Below are 19,054 nucleotides of genomic sequence, written 5' to 3'. Positions count from 1 at the left end.
CCCTCCCGCCACGCGGATTAAGCCGCACACCCTGATGTGCCGGCTTCGGCATCTCCTAGTGTAGTGCCTCGCCCCCGCACGAATCCTTGAATATCTAGCCATAATTCTGTAATTTGCTGCGTTTGTACAGCCGGTGCATACCGCTGCTTGCAGGGGAACCGGGATGCCGGTATATGGCAAAAAGGAGCCTGCACCCTTGTGCGGCTCCTTCATCATGCTATGCTCAGGGACGGGCGTGAACGGGTTCGGCCGGGTCCGCCCAACCTTGCAGTCAAGCGGTATTCCCAGTCGCTCAGGGCGGCGACCCGCATCTTACCGGCGTTTTTTCCGGAATTCGGTGGGAGATACCTTCTGGGTGGTACGGAAGACGTTCGTAAAATAATTCGGGTCATCATAGCCGACCGCGGCCGCCACCTCGAAGATTTTCATATCCGTGTTGCTGAGGAGCAGCTTCGCCTTCTCCATCCTTACCTTCGTGACATAGTTCGTGAACGTGTCCCCAGTCTCCCGCTTGAACACCTTGGAGAAATAAGTCCCGCTCATATGCAGCTTCTCAGCCACTTCGGCGAGCGAGCACGACTCCATATAGTGTTCCTCGACATAGGCCATCGTCTTTGTCACCAGATTCCTGTTCTTGTCCTCCTGCCAGGCCGTGAACTGGGCAAGGAAGCGCTGGGCCCGCTCCTTCGCAAAGCCCACGATCGCCTCCGTATCGGCCAGCGCCGGAAGCGATTCGATCGGAACGGCGACATCGAAGCGGGCTTCTTCGCCCCCGAAGAGCCGGGATACTGTCCGGCCGAGAGCCATCACGAACGACAGGGTCTCAATCCGCGCGTCCTCCGGCTCCATGGACGGCAGACGGCCGAGCATCGTCTCGATCTGCTCCTTCACCTGGGCCATCTGCCCCAGCACCAGCCGGGTCTCCAGCTCTGTCTGCATCTCCCGGATCCTCGTCACGTTGGCGGCCGGCAGACGAGGAGCCGGGGGTTCGGCCGCGGCCGCCGGTCGGTGCAGCTCTTCCGCCCCCCGGTACAGGGTGCTCCAGCGTTCGGGGCCTCCTGCCAGACCGCACCGCTGCGGCGTCACGCCCAGGCCGAGATACATCGCCGCCGCTTCCGCGATCCGCTCCTCCAGCCGCCGGGCCTCCCCTTCCTCCACAGCCTCGGTGAACAGCGCGAACCGGTCATGGCGGACCGAGACGAGCCTCCCGTGGTAAGGAGGACACTCCGCCAGCTCGGTGATCATGTTGAACAAGGCGAACTGCAGCAGTCCGAGGTCTGTTCGGCGGTACGCCTTGCCCGGCGGAAAATAGGTCTCCACCCGCAGCAGCCTCAGCTCCTTCTCCGCATAAGCCTCCCCAACCCGCCGGGCCAGCCGGTCGTCGCATGGGAGCCCTAGCAGCAGCGAGCGCACCACATGCTCTTCGAGCGCGCGCCGGTCGGCCGCCTGCCGCTGCACGCGGAGCATCCGCTCGCGGAAGTGGTCGTATGCCCGGCTCAGCACCTCGATCAGGGTCTGCTCGTTGCAGGGCTTGAGCAGGAAATCGATCGCTCCGAACTTCAGCGCCGCCTGGGCATATTTGAAATCCTCGTATCCCGTCAAAATAATGATCGCCGTCTCCGGATGATGCTTATGCACATGCCCGGCCAGCTCCAGCCCATCCATGTGCGGCATGCGGATGTCCGTCAGAATGAGGTGGGGCTGCAGGGAGGCGATCAGCTCGACCGCCTCCCTGCCGTTCTCCGCTTCCCCCGCTACCTGCCAGCCGAGCTCATGCTCCCCGATCATCTTGGCGATGCCCTGCCGGAAGATCGCCTGGTCATCGACAATCAGCAGTCTTCCGATCATGCTTCATCCCTCCCCTGTCGCTCCGCTGCCGCCTCCTGACCACCGCGGAGCTTCTTCCGATGGCCGGCAGCGTCCCCGGCGCCTCCTCCCGCAGCCCCGGGCTCATCGGCTCCGGGTTCCCCGTCGCCGGCCGCCGGCGGCTCCTCTCCCCGGTAGCGCAGGGGCAGTCTCAGCCGTACCCTCGTCCCCTGCCCGGGGCGGCTCTCGATGCCGAGCCCGTAAGGCGCTCCGTATAGAAGGTCGATGCGCCGCAGCACGCTGCGGATACCGATTGAGGGCCGGATGCCCTCCTCTTCCGACACCGGACGGAGGAGGCGGGCGATCTGCTCCTCCCTCATGCCGGCCCCATTGTCCGCAATATCCACTATAAGCACCGTTCCTTCGGCATAAGCGCGGACCGACAGCCGCCGCTCGTCAGGCCCGCTGAGGAAGGCGTGCACGAACACGTTCTCGACCAGAGGCTGCAGGAGCAGCCGCGGCACGGCACAGCCCTGCACCGCCTCTTCCGCCTCCACCACTGCTTTGAAGCGGCTTTCGACGAACGCCTTCTGGATCTCGACATAATTGCGGATCTGCCTCAACTCCTCCCTCAGCTCCGTATCCGTATTCGCCCGCTCAAGGGAATAGCGCAGCAGACCGGAGAGAGCCGAGACCAGCTCGGCGGACTCCCGTTCATCCTTCACATACAGCTTCCAGTACAATCCATTCAAGGTGTTGTACAAAAAATGCGGATTGAGCTGCGCCTGGATCGCCTTCAGCTCCGCTTCCCGCTCGCTGAGCTGCCGCAGGTACACTTCGTCGATCAGCGAGCGGACATTGGCCGCCATTGTGTTGAAGCCCTCGCCGATAAAGGCCAGCTCGTCATGGGTGCGCGGCTGGATGCGCACGCTGAAGTCACCTTCGCGCATGGCCCTCATCGCCTTCACCAGATCCTTCAGGGGCCGGGTCAGCCGGCCGCTGAGCAGCACGATCAGCATCCCGCCGAGCAGAATGGCGACCAGCGCCGACACCAGTGCCATCTGCAGCGTCACGCGGCTCTTATCCTGCAGGGAAGCAAGCGACACCCGGGAGACCAGCGTCCAGCTGTAGGTATCGGAGGAGTGTACGGCATAGAGGTAGCTCTCTCCCCCTTCCTTGCGGATCCGCTGGCCGCCCTCGAGCTCCGCCAGGGCCGGCTCCGTACCCGAGGTCTCCTTCAGATAGAGCAGGCGGTCCTGGGCATCGTACAGGTAGATTCCCCCTCTATCGCCCCGGAACAGCTCTTGCAGCGGACTGCCGAGCAGCGATTCATCCAGCACCATAACGAGCAGCCCATAGGTGCCGAGCGACTTGTTCTGCATCCACCGTGCGGCGATGACCGCGTCCGAGTAACCGGCCCGCTCCACATAGCTCGGCACCCGGACCCGTGTCCATACCAGCTCTCCGCTGGATTCGCCCGCCCTCGATTTGATCTGCTGGAACACCTCCGGATCGAGATTCCCGAGGGTCTCCTTCATATGGCCGAAGTAATAATTGCGCCCCTCCAGATCGTAGATGTACAGGGAATCGATGAACGGGGCATCGAGCTTCACCTGGCGCAGCAGATCCTCCAGACGGCTGTGCGTCTCATAAGCGCGGATGTCGCCTTGGACAGGTCCCTGCATCAGCTCCGTAACCGCCTTCTCAATGAGGCTGTTGAACACAATATAATTGGAGATCCGGTACATCTCCCCGATCCGCAGGTCGAGGTGGGCCAGAGCCCCTTCGACCGTCTTCTCATACTGCTTCCCGACCTCTTCTTCGAATAGCCGCAGCTGGGTGATATAGGAGAGATAGCCCGAGAGGCCGCATGAAAGGAGAATAATGACCGACAGTCCTGCAATCATCTTGAGCTGGAAACTTAGCTTCATCCGTCCCTCCTCGCTCCCGAATCTATCCTTTGGAGCTCCGCTAATGCCTTTCCCACGAAGGAGCCTGCCCTAAGGACAGCTCCCCGTACGTAAGCACGTAAGCTGTCAATCCCTTCCGGCAGCTGCGCCTTTTTCCTCATCCCGTCTTACCGGTTCACTTCAATCTTATTCCAGAGATGTGCATTAAATCCTCCTCTGCCCTGAAGCTTCTCCATTACGAACAGATAAGCCCCCCCTCTCGGCACAGCCAAATAAAAAAAGAAGCCACAGACCGTAGTCCATGGCTTCTTCTCGGAGCTCCGCCCTACCGGGCCGGTGCCTCCTATGATTCGATAATCTCATCGAGCTCTGAATCTTGGCGGTTCGCCGCCGCCAGCACTTCCCGGTCCGTTTCGCTTTCGCCCTGAATCTGGGCTGCGGCCTGAGCCTGGTCGTTCAGCTGCTCTTCCGTTTGGCCGATACCGTGTGCGCCTTGATGATTGCGGCTGGTTGCCATAGGGGATGCCTCCTCTGTTCCATTATTTCACAACCCTCCTACTATGCTCCCGAAACCGCCGGTTTATGCTCTCCGGTATCCTGCTCCCCCGGGTTCTCTTCATCATCCGCCTCTCCTACCGTGAGCGCATGGTGCTTCCACATCAGTTCCGATACCTGAGAGCACTGCTGCCGGCTGCATCGGACGATCACCGTGACCTCCGGCAGCCGGGGAGCCCGCAGCGGGGTAAGTTTGCCGGAGGCCGAGGCAATCTTACGGTAGACGGTCTGCCCGAGAATAAACCCGCCGACCGAGCTGAGAATCCCCCAGATGATCGGCCCCCAGTCCAGCACGAAGCCGGCGCTTATGCCCAGAACACTGGCCGCCGTGGCGGCAGCCATGCCGACTTCGAAGGCTTTGGCCGACAAGTCCGACTGCTCCCCTGCAAACTTGAACGGACCCTCCGGGGTAATGGACATCGGAACAGCCAGAATGCAGGGCTGCGGAATGCCCGCCTGCTCGAGCAGGGAGAGCGCCTGCTCCAGTTCAACCCGGTGTTCGAATGTGCCTATGACCAGCATTCCAGCCCCCCTTACCGTTTCAGCAGCCGATATCCCGCTGCAGAATAGCGCTCCCTCAGATATTGACGCTGCTCCACCCGGAACAGGCGATTGTGCTCGACCGCGGTTACATAGGCATGATAGATCGATCCCCCGAGGACCGACGGCATGAACAGGAGCCAGTGGGGGGTCAGCATCGCAGTTGACTCCTTCGCATGACCGAGCAGCAGCGCAAGCCCAGCGGCGTGAAGATGCGAGAAGCCCAAGTACACCCACCACCAGAGGATGGCGTAGAAGGCCAGGCCGAACCGGTGGTTATACAGCTGGCCTAGCCCCGGAAAGCAGAGTGATGCTGCCGCTGCCGCTCTCGGGCTTTTGCGCTCGAGATACTGAATGCTCCCCGGCCGCATAACCAGAGCCTGCAGACGGGCATCCTCCATCTCCGCCAGCTCGCACTGCCGGTTGATCTCCAGCGTCGAGCGGTAGCTGTCCCACATGGCATAGAGATAGATCATGCAGTAGCCGTACAGCCAGACAGGGTCGAGCACCTCCTTCGCCAGAGGAATCCGGCCGCTGAAGGAATAGATGATAGCCTCGTTAATATGAGCCAGCGTATTCGTAATAACCTCCGAGAGCGTCAGCAGCACACCCCGGATATACTGGTTCAGGAGCAGGTGGCCGAACCCCGGAAAAGCCGCAGACCACCAGACCACGACAAATGGATTCTGCCGCTGAAGATGGGTGACACCGGAAGTACTGAGCAGGGCCAAGGGCCTGCGGGGTCGACGGTTGTTGTTCAACATAGATCATCCTTTGGCTGCAAGTGGGACCTGTACCAGCCGCAGCCCCCGCTTCCATAGTATGACAGACTGATCCTTCTTCTTATTCGCCTTCGCCCGCAAGCGGCTTTCTTGGATCAAACCCGTCCCAAGCCGAAGTGCCGTAGCCGCTCGGAACATCCCCTGTTTTCCGGTCAGGCTGCGCCTGCTTCACCCGGTACCACTGCCGGAACTGCTCGGTGAATCCCAGCTTGGCATAGAGCCTTACCGCCGGCTCGTTCTCCGCGAGCACCTGCAGGAAGGACGCGTGGGCTCCCCGTTCCCTGCCCCAGTGCAGCAGATGCAGGATCAGCGACTCCCCGTATCCCCGGCGGCGGTAGGCCGGCCCCGTCACGATGTCGAACAGCCCGGCCACCCCGCCATGAAGTACGGATAGGCCGCAGGCCACGGTCTCGCCGTTCACCTTCAGGGCGGCGAAGCAGCCCTCCGCGAGCATCCCTGTGAACAAATGGCGGATGGTCTCCTTATGCGGCGCGTGGCTTGGGTTCATCGCCAGGAAGGAGGACAGCCAGGCTTCGGTCAGGACCGGCGACAGCTCCATCTCCGAATGCCCCGGCTGCGGCAGGTCCGTCTCCCCGAGCCGGAGCGTCTGGATGCTCACCGGTTCCACCAGCGCATACCCCCGCCGCTCCAGCTCCTCATCCAGCCCCGACGGTTCGGAGGCCGCCGTCATTTTGAAGATGACCGGCAGTTCCAGCCGGCGGTAGAAGGCCTCCGCCTCCCGGATTTTCTCCCCGAGGGGACGGTGTGCCGGATATAACGGCTGGACCGAGTTGGCCCGCTTCGTATATCCCTCCGCCCAGCGCAGCAGCCAGCCGTCCACGGCCAGGGTCCGCAGACAAGGCCAGGCATTCATCGCCCATTCCTCATAGTACCGGATCTCGCTCATTTTCTTTTCCTCCCCGACGGCATATTTCCTTACTTACTGGAATAACGCAAAAACCCCCTGCAGCCGCCCGAGAGAGACGGATACAGAGGGGTCGTAACGGTTCACATGCTGACGGCTGCGGACTACTTGACCCCTCTGGCGGCCAGACGGGCACTGATCCGCTTCAGCTTGCCGTGGTATTCGAGCAGATCCAGACGGGCATTCTCCGCTTCGGTACGGCTCGGCTTCACATCCTCGATCCCCCATACCTGGATGAGGTGGTCGAATACTTGATTGAAATAGGATACCGGGCCGTAGCCGGCCTCCTGCGCGATCACGTCCATCCGCTCCTTGAACATCGGCATGTCCCGTCCCGGCATGGCAAAGCTCGTCATCGCCTTGTGAATATAGTACACGAAGTTGTGGTCCTGCCCCAGATACCCCTTGACCACATCACGGTAGAATGCAAAGTGGAGAGACTCGTCCTTCGCGAGACGGCGCAGCAGCGAGGCCAGGTTCTTGTCGTACGGACCGGCCGACTTGGCGACATTGTTGTAGAACACCATCGTGGCAAGCTCCTGGACGGCCGTATAGACCATCGTTTCCATCGCGGTATCGAAGTCCGGCACGAAGCCGCCTTCCACAACGGTTTTGCGCAGCTGATGCAGAGCCGCCGGATCGGCGTTGCGGGTGATGATCAGGTAGGTCTCGAGCAGCGAAGAGTGCTGGTCTTCCTCGGACACCCAGGTATGTACGAAATCCTGAAGCACTTGCAGCGAGCCTTTGAACGTAACCGCTAAGTGATGATAGAAAAAGGGCAGGTTGACTTCTGTTAACAAGGACGTTTCGACGGCGAGGTAGATCGGGTCCGGCAGCGTCCGCTGATCGATCGACCAGGGATGCTCTTTGAAGCTGCGCCCGAGCTCCCAGGGAATGAATTCGTGATAGCTCCAATCGATGGCTGCCGCCCGGGTGCGGTGCAATCTATATAATTCGGTCAGGTAAGGCTCCAACCGGAGGTCAATCTCGTTCAATTTGTAGTTGTGCGCTGGCATTTTGACGCCTCCTCATCCATCAAACTTTACAGGGAATACGCTGTATAGTCAAACTGTACCTTATTGTTTCCAGAATCAGGATCTGGTATAATAAAGTATCGTGTATAAGAAGCCGAGAATCTACATAGAGTAATGGGTAATGACATCACATACATGTTTGCCCGTTATGTCATGTGGATTTTTTTGGTTTCAGGCTGTATACGTACATTTAGGAAAACGGTGGAGGTTGTAAGAGCTATGGAAACAGGTACAGTGAAATGGTTTAATGCTGAAAAAGGATTTGGCTTCATCGAAGTGGAAGGCGGCAAAGACGTATTCGTCCACTTCAGCGCCATCCAAGGCGAAGGCTTTAAATCCCTGGACGAAGGCCAGCGCGTACAATTCGATGTGGTTCAAGGCAACCGCGGACCGCAAGCCGAAAATGTAGTCAAGCTGTAATTCGCCCGCTTCCATAAAGAACTGTCCGTCCGGGCAGTTCTTTTCGATTGAACTTGAGTCGAATACACGATACCACGGAGGGACATTACATGTATTTTTCCAAACGAACCATGGAACCGGCCCCACAAGAAGAAACGCCCGTCTGGACCTGCAGCAAAGATGGATGCAACAGCTGGATGCGTGACAACTTCGCTTTCGAAGAACAGCCGTATTGTCCCCTGTGCAGTTCGGTCATGGTTCAGAATACGAAGATGCTCCCCGTCCTGGTTAATCATTTTACGAACGCCAAAAAATAACACATAAAGCGGAGATGTTCTCCGTATGACAAAAGAGCACCGGCTCCGAGGCCCGTGCTCTTTTTGGCATCTCGACTGTTCTTCTCCCGGATCTGCGCCTTGCTCTAAGGCTGCCGTACTTCTTGGGCCCCGCCGCTTAGCACGGTGCTCTTCGATTGGCCGCCTTCATCCTCCACACCGCCGAACAGGTCGTCGACCTTCTCCTTCGCCTGGCGCTTCACATCGTCATCGATCGCCTCGCTGACCGACTTGACCGCCAGAGCAAGAGCCCCCCAGTCATCGAGAAAACCCATGCCGAGGATGAAGTCGGGTATGAGATCGACCGGCAGGATTAGGTAGCCGAGCGCCCCGTAGATCTGCATTTTGGAGCGGGTCGGCGTCTTCGGACTCTTTAGCGCATAGTAAAGCAGCAGCCCGGCATGCACCACAACCTCTCCGGCCTGCTTGGCATACTTGCGGATCTTGGTCCAGAAGCCCTCCTCCGAGTAATGCTTCTCATACTTCGTCATATTCTCTCCGATCGCTTTCTCCTGCTCCGGACTCAAGCCCGGTTTCGTATTGGCTTCCATCCTTATCCCCTCCCTGGTCTACAGCTTCGTACCCTTTATTACACCACCTTGGCCCAATCGAACCGGGGACAGGGGTTGGCGTTGGAAGTCCGTTAATGTAGGGGGAGGCCGAGTAAAAAGCGTACGTGTGCCGGCCCGACAGGAGCAGGCGGTGTGTACGGCTAGCCTGCTGCAGGAATAGCGGCCCGCCGGCTTCAGCGTTGATGGCCCGTGGCCGCGCTGTACTGAGCGAGAGCGGGGCTGTGCGCGGGGCGGGCAGCCAGCACGGCGCGGGGGCGCTACAGCGGACTCAGCGCGGGACGGGGGCGCGACGCGCAGGGGTCCTCGCGGGCAGGAGGCACGGCGCGGGGACGCTACAGCGGACTCAGCTCGGGCAGGAGGCGCGTCGCGCAGGGGCCCTCGCGGGCAGGAGGCACGGCGCGGGGACGCTACAGCGGACTCAGCTCGGGCAGGAGGCGCGGCGCGGAGGGGCCCTCGCGGGCAGGGTGCACGGGTGCAGGCCGCTCTAGCGGACTCAGCGTGGGTGAGGGGCACGAACGAGCAGAGTCGCTTGCGAGCAGGCAGCACGGCGCTGGCTGCTCGCAAGCGACTCTGCGCGGGCGGGGGCGACGCGCTGGAGCCTTCGGCGGGCAGGCAGCATGGCTCTGGGACACTCAAGCGGACTCAGCGCGGGATGGGGCGCCACCCGAAGGGCGTTCGTGGGCAGGCAGCACGGGCGCTGGCCGCTCTAGCGGACTCAGCGCCGACGGGGGCGCGAACGCGCAGGATCGCTCGCGAGCTGGCAGCACGGTGCCGGGCTGCTCTAGCGGATTCTGCGCGGACGGGGGCGACGCGCTGGAGCCTTCGGCGGGCAGGCAGCATGGCTCTGGGACGCTCAAGCGGACTCAGCGCGGGATGGGGCGCCACCCGAAGGGCGTTCGTGGGCAGGCAGCACGGGCGCTGGCTGCTCTAGCGGACTCAGCGCCGACGGGGGCGCGAACGCGCAGGGGCACTCGCGAGCTGGCAGCACGGCGCGGGGCTGCTCAAGCGAATTAAGCGCAGGTGGGGGGGCGCGAACGCGCAGAGTCGCTTGCGAACAGCAGCACGGCGCCGGGCTGCTCTAGCGGACTCAGCGCGGGGCGGGCCCAAGGCCCATTCACAGGCGGCCGCCCGGCGGATCCACTATGGCGGACGCCCAGCCCCGCGGCAGACGATGGGCCGCCAGGCTTCGGCATACCGCGGTAAGCGAGGCGCTCTCCCAGCGGCGCTCAGTCCGCCGCAAACGCACGCGTACCGCGTTCAGCGTCAGGTTCACGGTCCGGGCAATCTCAGCCTCCCCTAGGCCTCCCAGCTCGCGCAGCAAGAACAGACCGCGGTCCTGCTCCTGTACGCGGCCGAGTGCTCCATACGCCTGCGCTCCGCCAGGCAGGAAGACCTCCGCCGCTTCCGCAAGGGTCTGGGACCAGCCCGGCAGGGCTTCCCTGCGGCGCTCCCTCAGTGCCTCCCGCCGGGCCTGGAGATACAGCCAGCGGCCGAAGTCGTGCGGAGGGGGAAGCTCCGTTTTCTTTCGGGCCCCTTCTGCGAGCACGATCCGTACGGTTCGCCTTGCGGCCGGCCAGTCTCCCGTCACGTTCACTGCCGCGCTCAATGCTGTGTTGGCACATCTCTCGGCGAGTACCGCGAATCCGTCCGGCAGCCGGTAATCTTCCTGCGGTGATTCACCCTGAATCCGGTTATCCAAGCTCCTTCCCTCCCTTTCCCACGGCCTTCCAAGACCTCTCGGACTTGGCCCTTTTCTTCCTGCAACGGTTCGACCGGGGCCGGGGCTCGGTTGTCCTTGCGGCTTTCCCCCGCTTTCCACAGCTTCCTCCCCTCCCCTTCGCTTCCTTTCCATCCCCTCCCTTCCTTTCTGCGCCGCTCCAGCTGTGACTTTTATACCCCCGGCCAGCCCCGGCCTAATCAGTGTGCGGGTGATGATGGCTCAATTGGGTTAAATTACTACCATATGACCTGCAGCGCAGCAGCGGAAGGAGCACCCCATGGAGATCCGAATCGGCTACGTCTCAATGGCGCTTGCCATTTTTAACAACACCCCCAGTTCTACCTTTACTTACAAATTATTCTCCCAGCGGCCCCGGGAAGAGGCCATGCAGCGGGCGATCGAGGTTGGCCGCAAGAACCTGGAGGCAACGCGCCGGATTCTGTATTATAATGCGGCGCAAGGCATCCGCCTCTTCCGGCTCTCTTCCTCACTGATTCCGCTGGCCACCCATCCGGATGTCATGATCCCTGCCGGAGAAGTGTACCAATCGGAGCTGGCGGAACTCGGCGCATTCGCCCGCCGCCACGACATCCGTCTATCGATGCACCCGAACCAGTTCACCCTGTTGAACGGCAAAGATTCCGTCGTGGAAGCCGCAATACGCGATCTGGAATACCATGCGGCCATTCTGAACGGCATGGGCCTGGATGAGTCCGCCGTCATTAACATTCACGTGGGAGGCGTCTACGGAGACAAGGCTTCCGCGATGCAGCGGCTGTACGAGAAGTTCCCCGAGGTGCCTGCGTCAGTGGCTGCACGGATGACCTTCGAGAATGATGACAAAACGTATACCCTCCTGGAAACGTTAGAGGTCTGCGAGCGGCTGGGGCGTCCCATGATGCTTGATCTCCACCACGATTGGTGCAACCCCTCCGGCACCGAACCGCTTGAGGTTCTGGGGAAAATCCGGGCCACGTGGGGTGAACGGCCCATGAAGATTCATGTCTCATCCCCGAAGGACGACAAAGACTTTCGCTCCCATGCCGACTATATTGACCCGGAGCCGCTGACCGTTTTTCTCCGCGGCTGCCGGGAAGCGAGAATGGAGCGGATCGACGTAATGGTCGAGGCCAAAATGAAGGATTTGGCCGCTCTTCGTCTCGCTGAGGATCTGGCCAAAATCCGAGGCCTGAAGCGGACGGACGGCGGCATGCTGAAGTGGTAGGAAACCTTCTATTTATCCTCAGGTCAATTACAGAGCAGCAAAAAAGCCTTGACGTATCAAGGCTCCACCACAACGGTATGACGCAGAGTGCCGAGCTGCCGACTGCGAAGCTCGATCAGATCCCCAGCCTGACAGACCTGCGGGTTTGCCGGCGTACCGGACAAGATGACGTCGCCCCTGCGGAGCGTCATGATCCGGGAGAGATGAGCGACCTGCCAGAGAGGCGCAAAAAGCATCTCCGATGTATGCCCCTGTTGGATCCGCTGCCCGTTCACCCACAGCTCAAGCTCTACGTCCGAAGGATCGCGCAGCTCCACCAGCGGTCCGATCGGCGTCATCTCATCGTACATCTTGAGGCGCCCGTCGACGAAGTGATCGGCCGCCGTCATGTCGTTCGCGAGGGCATAGCCGGCGATGACCGAGGCGGCCTCCGATTCGCTGACATTCTTCGCATCCCGGCCGATGATGACCGCCATCTCGACTTCACAGATGAACGCCCCCATTTCCCGGGATACATGAACGGTGTCGCCGAAGGTGAGGCTCTCGGGCGACTTCAGCGACAGGGACAGCTCTTCCTCGTTCGTAATTCCCTTCTCTTCGCGGAATGCCCTGAAGTTCGGGCCGATGCAGATTACTTTTCTCGTTACGTCACGTCCGTAGATCACTTGAGTTCGCACCTCTTAGCATTAGGATGGACTGCTGGCTCTATTGTATGTCCAGGTGTGCCTGGCAGACAAGCCCGAGCCGCTCCATCAAGCTTAGAAATAACCCCTGCCCGGCATCGTTTAAGATCTCTGCGTGTCTGTCCGTTCTATTGGTAAGTGATTCTATTGGTGCACGGGGAGGAATGGGATCGGAGCTCCAACCGTTCCTGAAGCCGTGTCTAGCCGTGTCTAACCCCCCACACCCATTCCCTCTCTAACCTCATCATGTCTCTTTTTCTTTATCAAAACCAAAATTAAGGTGGGAAATAAGCTTCACCCTGCAGCTTTGTACATTCTATTATTCCAAGGTTAAGCGGCTTCGCCGTCCTTTATGGACCGTGCGCGTTGGTCCAGATAGATCCAAGCACATGTGTGTCTTATATTTCCTTAACTACTAAAAAACCGGCCCCTCCTAGGGGCCGGCCGGAATCATGCTGATATAAGGGCTGTAGGCAGATACGAATCCATTCATTAGATGAAGCGCTCCATGGAAGACTGCATGTCTTATAGCGGGTCACCTGAAGCCTTAAGGGCATACCTGCCTGTCCCAGCTCTTTCAACCGGGACCTCTTCAGGTCATTCGTTCGTGCGGTTTAGGATGCTTATGCTTTGGCGGCACTCGTACTAACATCCCTGCAGCTCCCGCTGCAGGCGGTATTCGTAATTCTCCCGGCACAGCTGGAGCAGCTCGTACTTCAGCCCCCGCTTCGGCTGCGTAATCTTGACCGGCGGCCCCCCTCCCCGGTGAAGCAGGGAGCGCACCATCCGGGGGTCAGCGATCCGGTTGACGATGAGCTCGTGCGGCCTCTCCGCCGAATAGCGGGAGACGAGGAACCGGTCGCAGGCGGCATCGCCTAGACCCGTGTCGAGTGCGAGCAGGTCGAAGTCCCGCAGCATGCCCTCCTGCACTTTGGCGACGAGCACACGCTCCTCGCCAAAGTAGAGCACATCCTGGTCGACCAAGGCTTCACGGTCGACAATCTGCTTCGCGGGCATCTGCTCAAGCACCCGGATATGCCGCAGCATCGATGCGGCTTCTTCGAACTGCAGCCGCTCCGCGTAATATTCCATCTTGCCGTACATGGCGGCGATCAGGTCGTCTCCATGGCGCAGGAGCAGCTCGGCGGCCTGGCGGGCCGTCTCCCGGTATGCCTGCTCGGAGATCTTGCCTTCACAGACGCCGCTGCAGCGGCCGATATGGTAGAGCAGGCAGACGCGTTTGGGCATCGTGGTACAGGTGCGCAGACGGTAATGGTCTGCGACGAACTCCATGACCGCGTTGCGGAAGCGTGAGCTCCGGTACGGACCGAACCGCTGCTCCTTATCCGGCGGCGCCTCTCCTTTCTTCTCCCCGGCTGCAGCTGATGCCGCCCGGACGGCCGCCGGACGGCGGTCCCGGTAGTATACGTCCAGCCGAGGCAGCCGCTCTGCCGTCATGTGAAGGTAGGCGTAACCGGAGTTGTCCTTCTTCAGCGCGCGGTTGAACGGCGGCTTGTGAATCTTGATGAGATTATTCTCGAGCAGCAGGCTCTCCGCCTCATTGTTGACGAGCATGACTTCGATCGAAGCGATCTCCTCGACGAGCTGACGCAGACGCTTGCGCTTATGGTTAGTTTGGAAGTAAGAGCGCAGGCGGCTCCTGAGATTCTTGGACTTGCCGACATACAGTATGCGTCCCGATTCATTCTTCATGATGTAACAGCCGGGACGTTCGGGATAGACAGCGGCCTGGAAGACGAACGGCATCGTAGGATCCCCCTGTTCCTTCTCGGGTGTAGACTAAGCTTGGGATGATGGACGGCGACTGGCGGCGAACGCAGGTTCGTGTCCCTTTATTGTACAACGGCCTCCGAATTTATTCCAGGAAATTCGCTTGGCCTTTCGCGGATATCCGCTTCCCTTCCCTCTCCTTACTTGCGGGGGAGTCGATATTGGAGTAAGCTAAAGCCTAAGCAAATAAGAAAGGGCTTACATTTAGCTTCAACCATCCCAATCCGAGGAGCGTGTCCCTGTGATCAAAGGAATCGGCCATCTCGCCTTCGATGTCTCCGATATGGAGCAGTCACTGCATTTCTACTGTAATGTGCTCGGACTGACCAAAGCTTTTGAGATTCACAATGACGAGAACCAGCCCTGGATCGTTTATCTTCAGGTATCCGGGCTTCAGTTCATCGAGCTGTTCTACGGCGGTCGAAACCGTCCGGAGCATGTCGAGCGTCCTATCGGCTTCTCGCACCTCTGCCTGGAGGTCGAGAGTGTCGAAGCGATGGCTGCCCATCTGCGCAACCGAAGCGTACCCCTCGACGTGGAGCCCCAGATGGGCAAGGACCTCAACTGGCAGTGCTGGGTCCGCGACCCTGATGGCAACCGGATTGAGTTCATGCAGCTTGACCCCCAGTCCCCCCAAGCCAGGTGCGGCCGGGGCGAGCCGGTATAACGCGGCTCCCCCTCCCCTGAAGTGAGCCCCTTACGGGCAGCTCCCTGTATTTGCTGGCAGAAGAAACCAATTGACCAGCGGCATGTCCATCCGGGCCTTCGCGTACAAAGCACAGATCCACTCCAGCGTCCCGACAAAAGGGCCCGGTGTTCCAAAGCTGAGCCTGCCGGTACCCAGCGTGACGCGGCTGCCTAAAGCGGTGAAGATCGCCTTCCGTTTCATGTCTTACGCGACCCTGGGCAGCCCTTGGGTGAGTGGAGAAGGCAGTGCCTGCGGTTCTCCGTCCAATGCGCTCATGCTGTCCCAAGCCGCTGTAGTTTACAGATATGAGTAATGGCCGATTCGGGCCGGGTGTTGAAGCCCCGTCCAGTGTCTATATGGACTGTGCACTGTACACCTCAGTAGGCGTAGCCCAATAAAACACACAAAGAACCAGGCCCTCAAGGTCCGGTTTTCTATGTGGAGAGGCAGCTCCCCCCGCCCGACGGGTCATAACGGAACTGAGATTCCTTATTCGACTATTTCCTATCATTTCCCGAAGAATAGCGGAACTCAGGTATCTTATTACCTTATCATCTATCGCCTCAGCCTGCTTTACTTAACAATAGCGAATCTGAGTTCCTTTATATCGAAAAACAAGCTCTTCCTGAGAAAGATAACGCATCTGAGTTCCGCTAAATTGTTAATACTGCGGATGCCTGTATCCAGCCATCGCCCCTTGCAACCCCTTCGCTCCAAAGCTGGGTTGTTTTCCTCTGGACCCGCAAAATATATCGTATACTAATACGTAAACAGCCATTCCTTGTGAGGCAGCCCCTGTCTTCCTGTCTTCCTGTCTTCCTGTCTTCCTGTCTTTCTGTCTTTCTGGCTTCAGACCCCCGGCTTTCAGGCTCCACAGCTCACGGCGGCCCCGGCCGCCCCTGCACATCCGCCTACAGCGGGTTGACCTTGACCTGCGCGCCCTTGCCGCTGACCTGGATGCCTGACTCCCGGCTGCCGACAGCTGCCAGGTCCTTGAGCAGCCCCTCCAGCAGCGCTTTGGCGGCGGCGCCTTCCTTGGCCGATGAGGTCTTGACCACCAGCTGCACTGCGCTGCCTGAAGCGAGCAGCTTCTCCGCCTGCCGCCGCTTCGTGTCGTAGTCGTGCTCCTCGATGTGCGGCGTCAGCCGCAGCTCCTTCACCTTGGCAGGCGTTCCGCCGCCTGCGTCCGCCCGCTTCTCCTTCTGCTGCGACTCCTTGGCCGCCCCCCTGCCGATCAGCCGGCATGGAGGCGGCGAGCTCATCAGCGAGGTACAGACGAGATCCACCTTCAGCTTCTTCGCCATCGCCAGTGCCTCGTCGCGGGACACCACGCCGAGCGCTTCGCCCTGCAGTCCGGTCAACTCCACTTCAGCCGCTTTGATCTTCTCATTCATGATCATCATGATAATCCCACTGCCTTTTCGCTCCAGTCCCACAGTCTCCCTGCCGCTTCCGGGTCGGCGGCCAGCCGGGAGATCGGGGCCGGTTTTTGTTTGTAATCATACTCGCCGGTGATTCCGGCGGCCTCCTCGCTGACGGCGAGGTAAACGGCCGTGGACGCCCCCTCGGCCGGCGTCAGGAAGAGCGGCTTCAGCATCCGCAGCACGCTTCGGCCGAACCCGGTCCTCCGGTCTACACCGATGCTGGTCGCCACGGCGCCCGGATGCAGACAGTTCACCGTTACCCGGGTACCGGCCAGCCTTCTGGCGAGCTCCTTCGCGAAGAGAATGTTCGCCAGCTTCGACTGGGCGTACCCCTTCCAGAAGGTGAAGCCTCGGTCCAGGAACGGGTCTTCCCAGTGAATCCTTCCCGCACGGTGCGCACCGGAGGACACAACGACGATCCGCCCTTGAGGCGCTTGAATCAACGGCTCGAGCAGCAGGTGCGTCAGCAGGAAGTGTCCCAGATGGTTGACGCCCATCATCGACTCGAACCCCTCCCCCGTAAGCTCCCGCTTCAAGGCGAAGACGCCCGCATTGTTGACGAGTACGTCCAGCTTGCTGTACTTCGCCCGGAAGGCAGCTGCGAAAGAACGAATACTCTGCAGCGAACCGAGGTCACACAGCATCAGTTCGATCTCCGCCTAGCCGCTCCGGCTCACGGCCTCCTGCAATGCCTGCTCCCCCCGTCCCCGGCTGCGGCATACCATCGTCACGCGGAATCCGCGCTGGGCAAGCGCAGCCGCAGTGGCCAGCCCCATGCCCGAGCTCGCTCCCGTCACTACCGCATGTCTTCCGCTTTTATCCAAGCTGCTCCACACCTCCTAGATGAGGCCCTCGCCATTTTCCCGTTTGTCCCTCACCGCATAGGTAACCATGAACTCCGACACCTACGCACGTGCGTCATTCCTCCGAAGGCAACCCCATCTTCAGCTCCTCGATCTGTCCCCAGTGCCGCTGCTCATGCACGCCGATGAACGTGAGCCACTGCCTGAGGTCCATCAGCCCGAACACCGGATGAGGAAACGCCTTCTGTGCCAGCTCCTCATCGGAAATCCCGGCCACAAGCCGCTCAAGCCCCTCCCTGGATGCTCCCAATCTGCCCTTCAGTTCATCCAGAGTATAAAAACCCTCGGCCGGCACGAACGGCGCGGGAGCCGGCACCGAGCGGCTGCGATCGAGGGTGAGGAAGAACGGCTTGCTTTCCGCCGTGCGGATCTCTCCTCCGCTCAGCTCCCGGCTCATGGATGCGGTGATGGCTTTTTCCATCAGATACAGATGCTCCAGCACCTGCGCGATCGTCCATTTGTCTTCCTCCACCCGGGTGTTGATCTGCATCTCGCTGAGTTCCTCTACCGTCTCCCAGATGTTCTTTCGAATCTGCCGATTGTTCTCCAATGTCCATCTCTCCCGTTTGATGCCACCCGGCTGTCCGGCTGTCCGGCTGTCCGGGCTGACCTGCTTCAGCGCCAGGCTGTTCCTCCATCATACCGAATGCGAGTCAGGATAGCCAGAATCCCTCCGGAGTGGATAGGGTGACTAAAGTCTTGGCCGGCCCTAACCGGCTATGCACCTTTGTACCCGTTCTGCCCCTCCGTGCTCTGCTGTATGATAGGATCAAGAATTCAGTGCAGAGGAGAATGAAAAAAGATGGCATGGCTGTTCGATGTATTCCGCTGGCTTCATATTGCAGGGGGCTTTCTCGCTTTGTTCACCTTTTGGATTCCCCTGGTCACCGTCAAAGGCGGCAAAATCCATAACCGGAGCGGCTGGTTCTATGTATACTGCATGAGCTTCGTCTCCTTGTCCGCGCTCTACATGGGAACGTACCGGATCCTCGATCCGTCCAGCGATGAGAGGCTGCTCTCCTTCTCCTGGTTCCTGATCTTCATCTCGATTCTGAGCTCGGCTTCCGCATGGTACGGCCTGCGGGTACTGCGGGTCAAAAGCCGACGGGCACCCCACCGGGGCGCTTTCGACCTCGGCTTCTCCCTCCTTCTGCTTCTCAGCGGCATCGCGATCAGCATCTACGGATTCAGCATCGGCTTCCCCCTGCTGCAGTATTTTCCACTGATCGGTATCCTGCTCGGCGCACAGCAGCTCTATTACTGGGTGTCTGTACCGAAGACGCGCAAACACTGGATTTTGGAGCATATCAGTGCCATGATCGGCTGCTGTATCGCCACCATCACCGCCTTCACCGTGTTCGGGGCTCCGAGACTGCTTGGGGTAAGCTCGGTGTCCATATTCCTATGGTTTCTGCCCACGATTGTCATGGTGCCTCTAACCATCGCGTTCAGCCGCCATTACCGCAAAAAATACAACCCGCCCGCCTGAGAGCAATCGAGCAGGTCCTTCATCACGCAGGGTCTTGGGTATCCGGACGCAGTGCATCCCGCCGGTCCGGATACTCAAGACCCTGAAGCTTTCTTCAGGAGATGGGCAGGCCGGCACCCGTGATCTCCTGCAGACGCGTAGTTTCCGGTTTTCCCGCCTTCACCTCCGCCTCCGCGTTCGTTACCACTTTTTCCACGCCTAGGCTTTTATCGAGTTCATAACGTTGTCCAGCTCCCCCACGCTCGTCCTCTTTCGTAAATTCTCCTCCCTGCGCCCGAATACATGACATTCCCCGCCCCCCGACCGAATATCA

At 60.1% G+C, this 19,054-nt stretch carries 19 protein-coding genes and 1 pseudogene; 6 read left to right on the top strand and 14 right to left on the bottom strand.

Annotated features, from left to right (window positions below; genetic code table 11):
* Positions 1-312 precede the first annotated feature (312 nt).
* From ACP26L_RS01815 to ACP26L_RS01785, 7 genes are all read right to left on the bottom strand, one after another.
* Positions 313-1,848: a response regulator transcription factor gene (locus ACP26L_RS01815; protein WP_426450759.1), complete on the bottom strand. Its 1,536-nt coding sequence runs from the start codon at positions 1,846-1,848 to the stop codon at positions 313-315.
* On the bottom strand, positions 1,845-3,737 hold the full coding sequence (locus ACP26L_RS01810; protein WP_426450758.1) for a cache domain-containing sensor histidine kinase: 1,893 nt from the start codon (positions 3,735-3,737) through the stop codon (positions 1,845-1,847). The genes ACP26L_RS01815 and ACP26L_RS01810 overlap by 4 nt, the downstream gene beginning before the upstream one ends.
* Positions 3,738-4,059: 322 nt before the next feature.
* The gene (locus tag ACP26L_RS01805) at positions 4,060-4,233 is read right to left on the bottom strand and encodes a hypothetical protein (RefSeq protein ID WP_426450757.1); all 174 of its coding nucleotides are present in this window, start codon (positions 4,231-4,233) and stop codon (positions 4,060-4,062) included.
* 41 nt (positions 4,234-4,274) lie between these two features.
* Positions 4,275-4,793, bottom strand: coding sequence for a hypothetical protein (locus ACP26L_RS01800; protein WP_426450755.1), 519 nt, complete (start codon positions 4,791-4,793; stop codon positions 4,275-4,277).
* A gap of 11 nt (positions 4,794-4,804) precedes the next feature.
* Positions 4,805-5,572 (bottom strand): hypothetical protein, encoded by a 768-nt coding sequence (locus tag ACP26L_RS01795; protein WP_426450754.1) that lies wholly within the window; start codon positions 5,570-5,572, stop codon positions 4,805-4,807.
* An 82-nt stretch (positions 5,573-5,654) separates the two neighbouring features.
* Complete coding sequence (locus tag ACP26L_RS01790) at positions 5,655-6,500, bottom strand: GNAT family N-acetyltransferase (RefSeq protein ID WP_426450753.1); 846 nt, start codon at positions 6,498-6,500, stop codon at positions 5,655-5,657.
* A 122-nt stretch (positions 6,501-6,622) separates the two neighbouring features.
* The gene (locus tag ACP26L_RS01785; RefSeq protein WP_426450752.1) at positions 6,623-7,534 is read right to left on the bottom strand and encodes an acyl-ACP desaturase; all 912 of its coding nucleotides are present in this window, start codon (positions 7,532-7,534) and stop codon (positions 6,623-6,625) included.
* Positions 7,535-7,771: 237 nt separating this feature from the next.
* Between ACP26L_RS01785 and ACP26L_RS01780 the strand changes: the two genes are divergently transcribed.
* Together ACP26L_RS01780 and ACP26L_RS01775 are read left to right on the top strand one after the other, a co-directional pair.
* Positions 7,772-7,972 (top strand): cold-shock protein, encoded by a 201-nt coding sequence (locus tag ACP26L_RS01780; RefSeq protein ID WP_113031997.1) that lies wholly within the window; start codon positions 7,772-7,774, stop codon positions 7,970-7,972.
* A gap of 89 nt (positions 7,973-8,061) precedes the next feature.
* Positions 8,062-8,268 (top strand): cold-shock protein, encoded by a 207-nt coding sequence (locus ACP26L_RS01775; protein ID WP_426450751.1) that lies wholly within the window; start codon positions 8,062-8,064, stop codon positions 8,266-8,268.
* A 104-nt stretch (positions 8,269-8,372) separates the two neighbouring features.
* On the opposite strand, the gene ACP26L_RS01770 is transcribed toward ACP26L_RS01775, so the two are convergent.
* Together ACP26L_RS01770 and ACP26L_RS01765 are read right to left on the bottom strand one after the other, a co-directional pair.
* Positions 8,373-8,837 carry a YkvA family protein gene (locus ACP26L_RS01770; RefSeq protein ID WP_426450750.1) on the bottom strand — a complete coding sequence of 155 codons (465 nt, stop codon included), beginning with the start codon at positions 8,835-8,837 and terminating at the stop codon, positions 8,373-8,375.
* Positions 8,838-9,972: 1,135 nt separating this feature from the next.
* Positions 9,973-10,557 carry a sigma factor-like helix-turn-helix DNA-binding protein gene (locus ACP26L_RS01765; RefSeq protein WP_426450749.1) on the bottom strand — a complete coding sequence of 195 codons (585 nt, stop codon included), beginning with the start codon at positions 10,555-10,557 and terminating at the stop codon, positions 9,973-9,975.
* A gap of 298 nt (positions 10,558-10,855) precedes the next feature.
* Between ACP26L_RS01765 and uvsE the strand changes: the two genes are divergently transcribed.
* The gene (gene uvsE / locus ACP26L_RS01760; protein ID WP_426450748.1) at positions 10,856-11,803 is read left to right on the top strand and encodes a UV DNA damage repair endonuclease UvsE; all 948 of its coding nucleotides are present in this window, start codon (positions 10,856-10,858) and stop codon (positions 11,801-11,803) included.
* 56 nt (positions 11,804-11,859) lie between these two features.
* Here uvsE and ACP26L_RS01755 read toward each other — a convergent pair whose 3' ends face one another.
* Together ACP26L_RS01755 and ACP26L_RS01750 are read right to left on the bottom strand one after the other, a co-directional pair.
* Positions 11,860-12,468: a fumarylacetoacetate hydrolase family protein gene (locus ACP26L_RS01755; RefSeq protein WP_426450747.1), complete on the bottom strand. Its 609-nt coding sequence runs from the start codon at positions 12,466-12,468 to the stop codon at positions 11,860-11,862.
* A gap of 663 nt (positions 12,469-13,131) precedes the next feature.
* Complete coding sequence (locus ACP26L_RS01750) at positions 13,132-14,253, bottom strand: GIY-YIG nuclease family protein (protein WP_426450746.1); 1,122 nt, start codon at positions 14,251-14,253, stop codon at positions 13,132-13,134.
* A gap of 265 nt (positions 14,254-14,518) precedes the next feature.
* On the opposite strand from ACP26L_RS01750, the gene ACP26L_RS01745 reads away from it, so the two are divergent.
* Complete coding sequence (locus ACP26L_RS01745; protein ID WP_426450745.1) at positions 14,519-14,944, top strand: VOC family protein; 426 nt, start codon at positions 14,519-14,521, stop codon at positions 14,942-14,944.
* Positions 14,945-15,014: 70 nt separating this feature from the next.
* The gene (locus ACP26L_RS01740; protein ID WP_426450744.1) at positions 15,015-15,278 is read left to right on the top strand and encodes a hypothetical protein; all 264 of its coding nucleotides are present in this window, start codon (positions 15,015-15,017) and stop codon (positions 15,276-15,278) included.
* Between the two features lie 598 nt (positions 15,279-15,876).
* On the opposite strand, the gene infC is transcribed toward ACP26L_RS01740, so the two are convergent.
* The 3 genes and pseudogenes from infC to ACP26L_RS01725 all read right to left on the bottom strand — a co-directional run bounded on the left by infC (position 15,877) and on the right by ACP26L_RS01725 (position 17,802).
* Positions 15,877-16,368 carry a translation initiation factor IF-3 gene (infC, locus tag ACP26L_RS01735; protein WP_426450743.1) on the bottom strand — a complete coding sequence of 164 codons (492 nt, stop codon included), beginning with the start codon at positions 16,366-16,368 and terminating at the stop codon, positions 15,877-15,879.
* Positions 16,365-17,213, bottom strand: a pseudogene (locus ACP26L_RS01730) (SDR family oxidoreductase). The gene infC and the pseudogene ACP26L_RS01730 overlap by 4 nt, the downstream one beginning before the upstream one ends.
* Positions 17,214-17,307: 94 nt before the next feature.
* Positions 17,308-17,802 carry a DinB family protein gene (locus ACP26L_RS01725; RefSeq protein ID WP_426450742.1) on the bottom strand — a complete coding sequence of 165 codons (495 nt, stop codon included), beginning with the start codon at positions 17,800-17,802 and terminating at the stop codon, positions 17,308-17,310.
* A gap of 252 nt (positions 17,803-18,054) precedes the next feature.
* Between ACP26L_RS01725 and ACP26L_RS01720 the strand changes: the two genes are divergently transcribed.
* Complete coding sequence (locus ACP26L_RS01720; protein WP_426450741.1) at positions 18,055-18,741, top strand: DUF2306 domain-containing protein; 687 nt, start codon at positions 18,055-18,057, stop codon at positions 18,739-18,741.
* Positions 18,742-19,054 lie beyond the last annotated feature (313 nt).

The organism is Paenibacillus sp. S-38 (assembly GCF_049942825.1).
Taxonomy (GTDB): domain Bacteria; phylum Bacillota; class Bacilli; order Paenibacillales; family NBRC-103111; genus Paenibacillus_G.
Note: the sequence above shows the minus strand (reverse complement) of the source record. Positions and strands in the feature narration are given on the sequence as shown.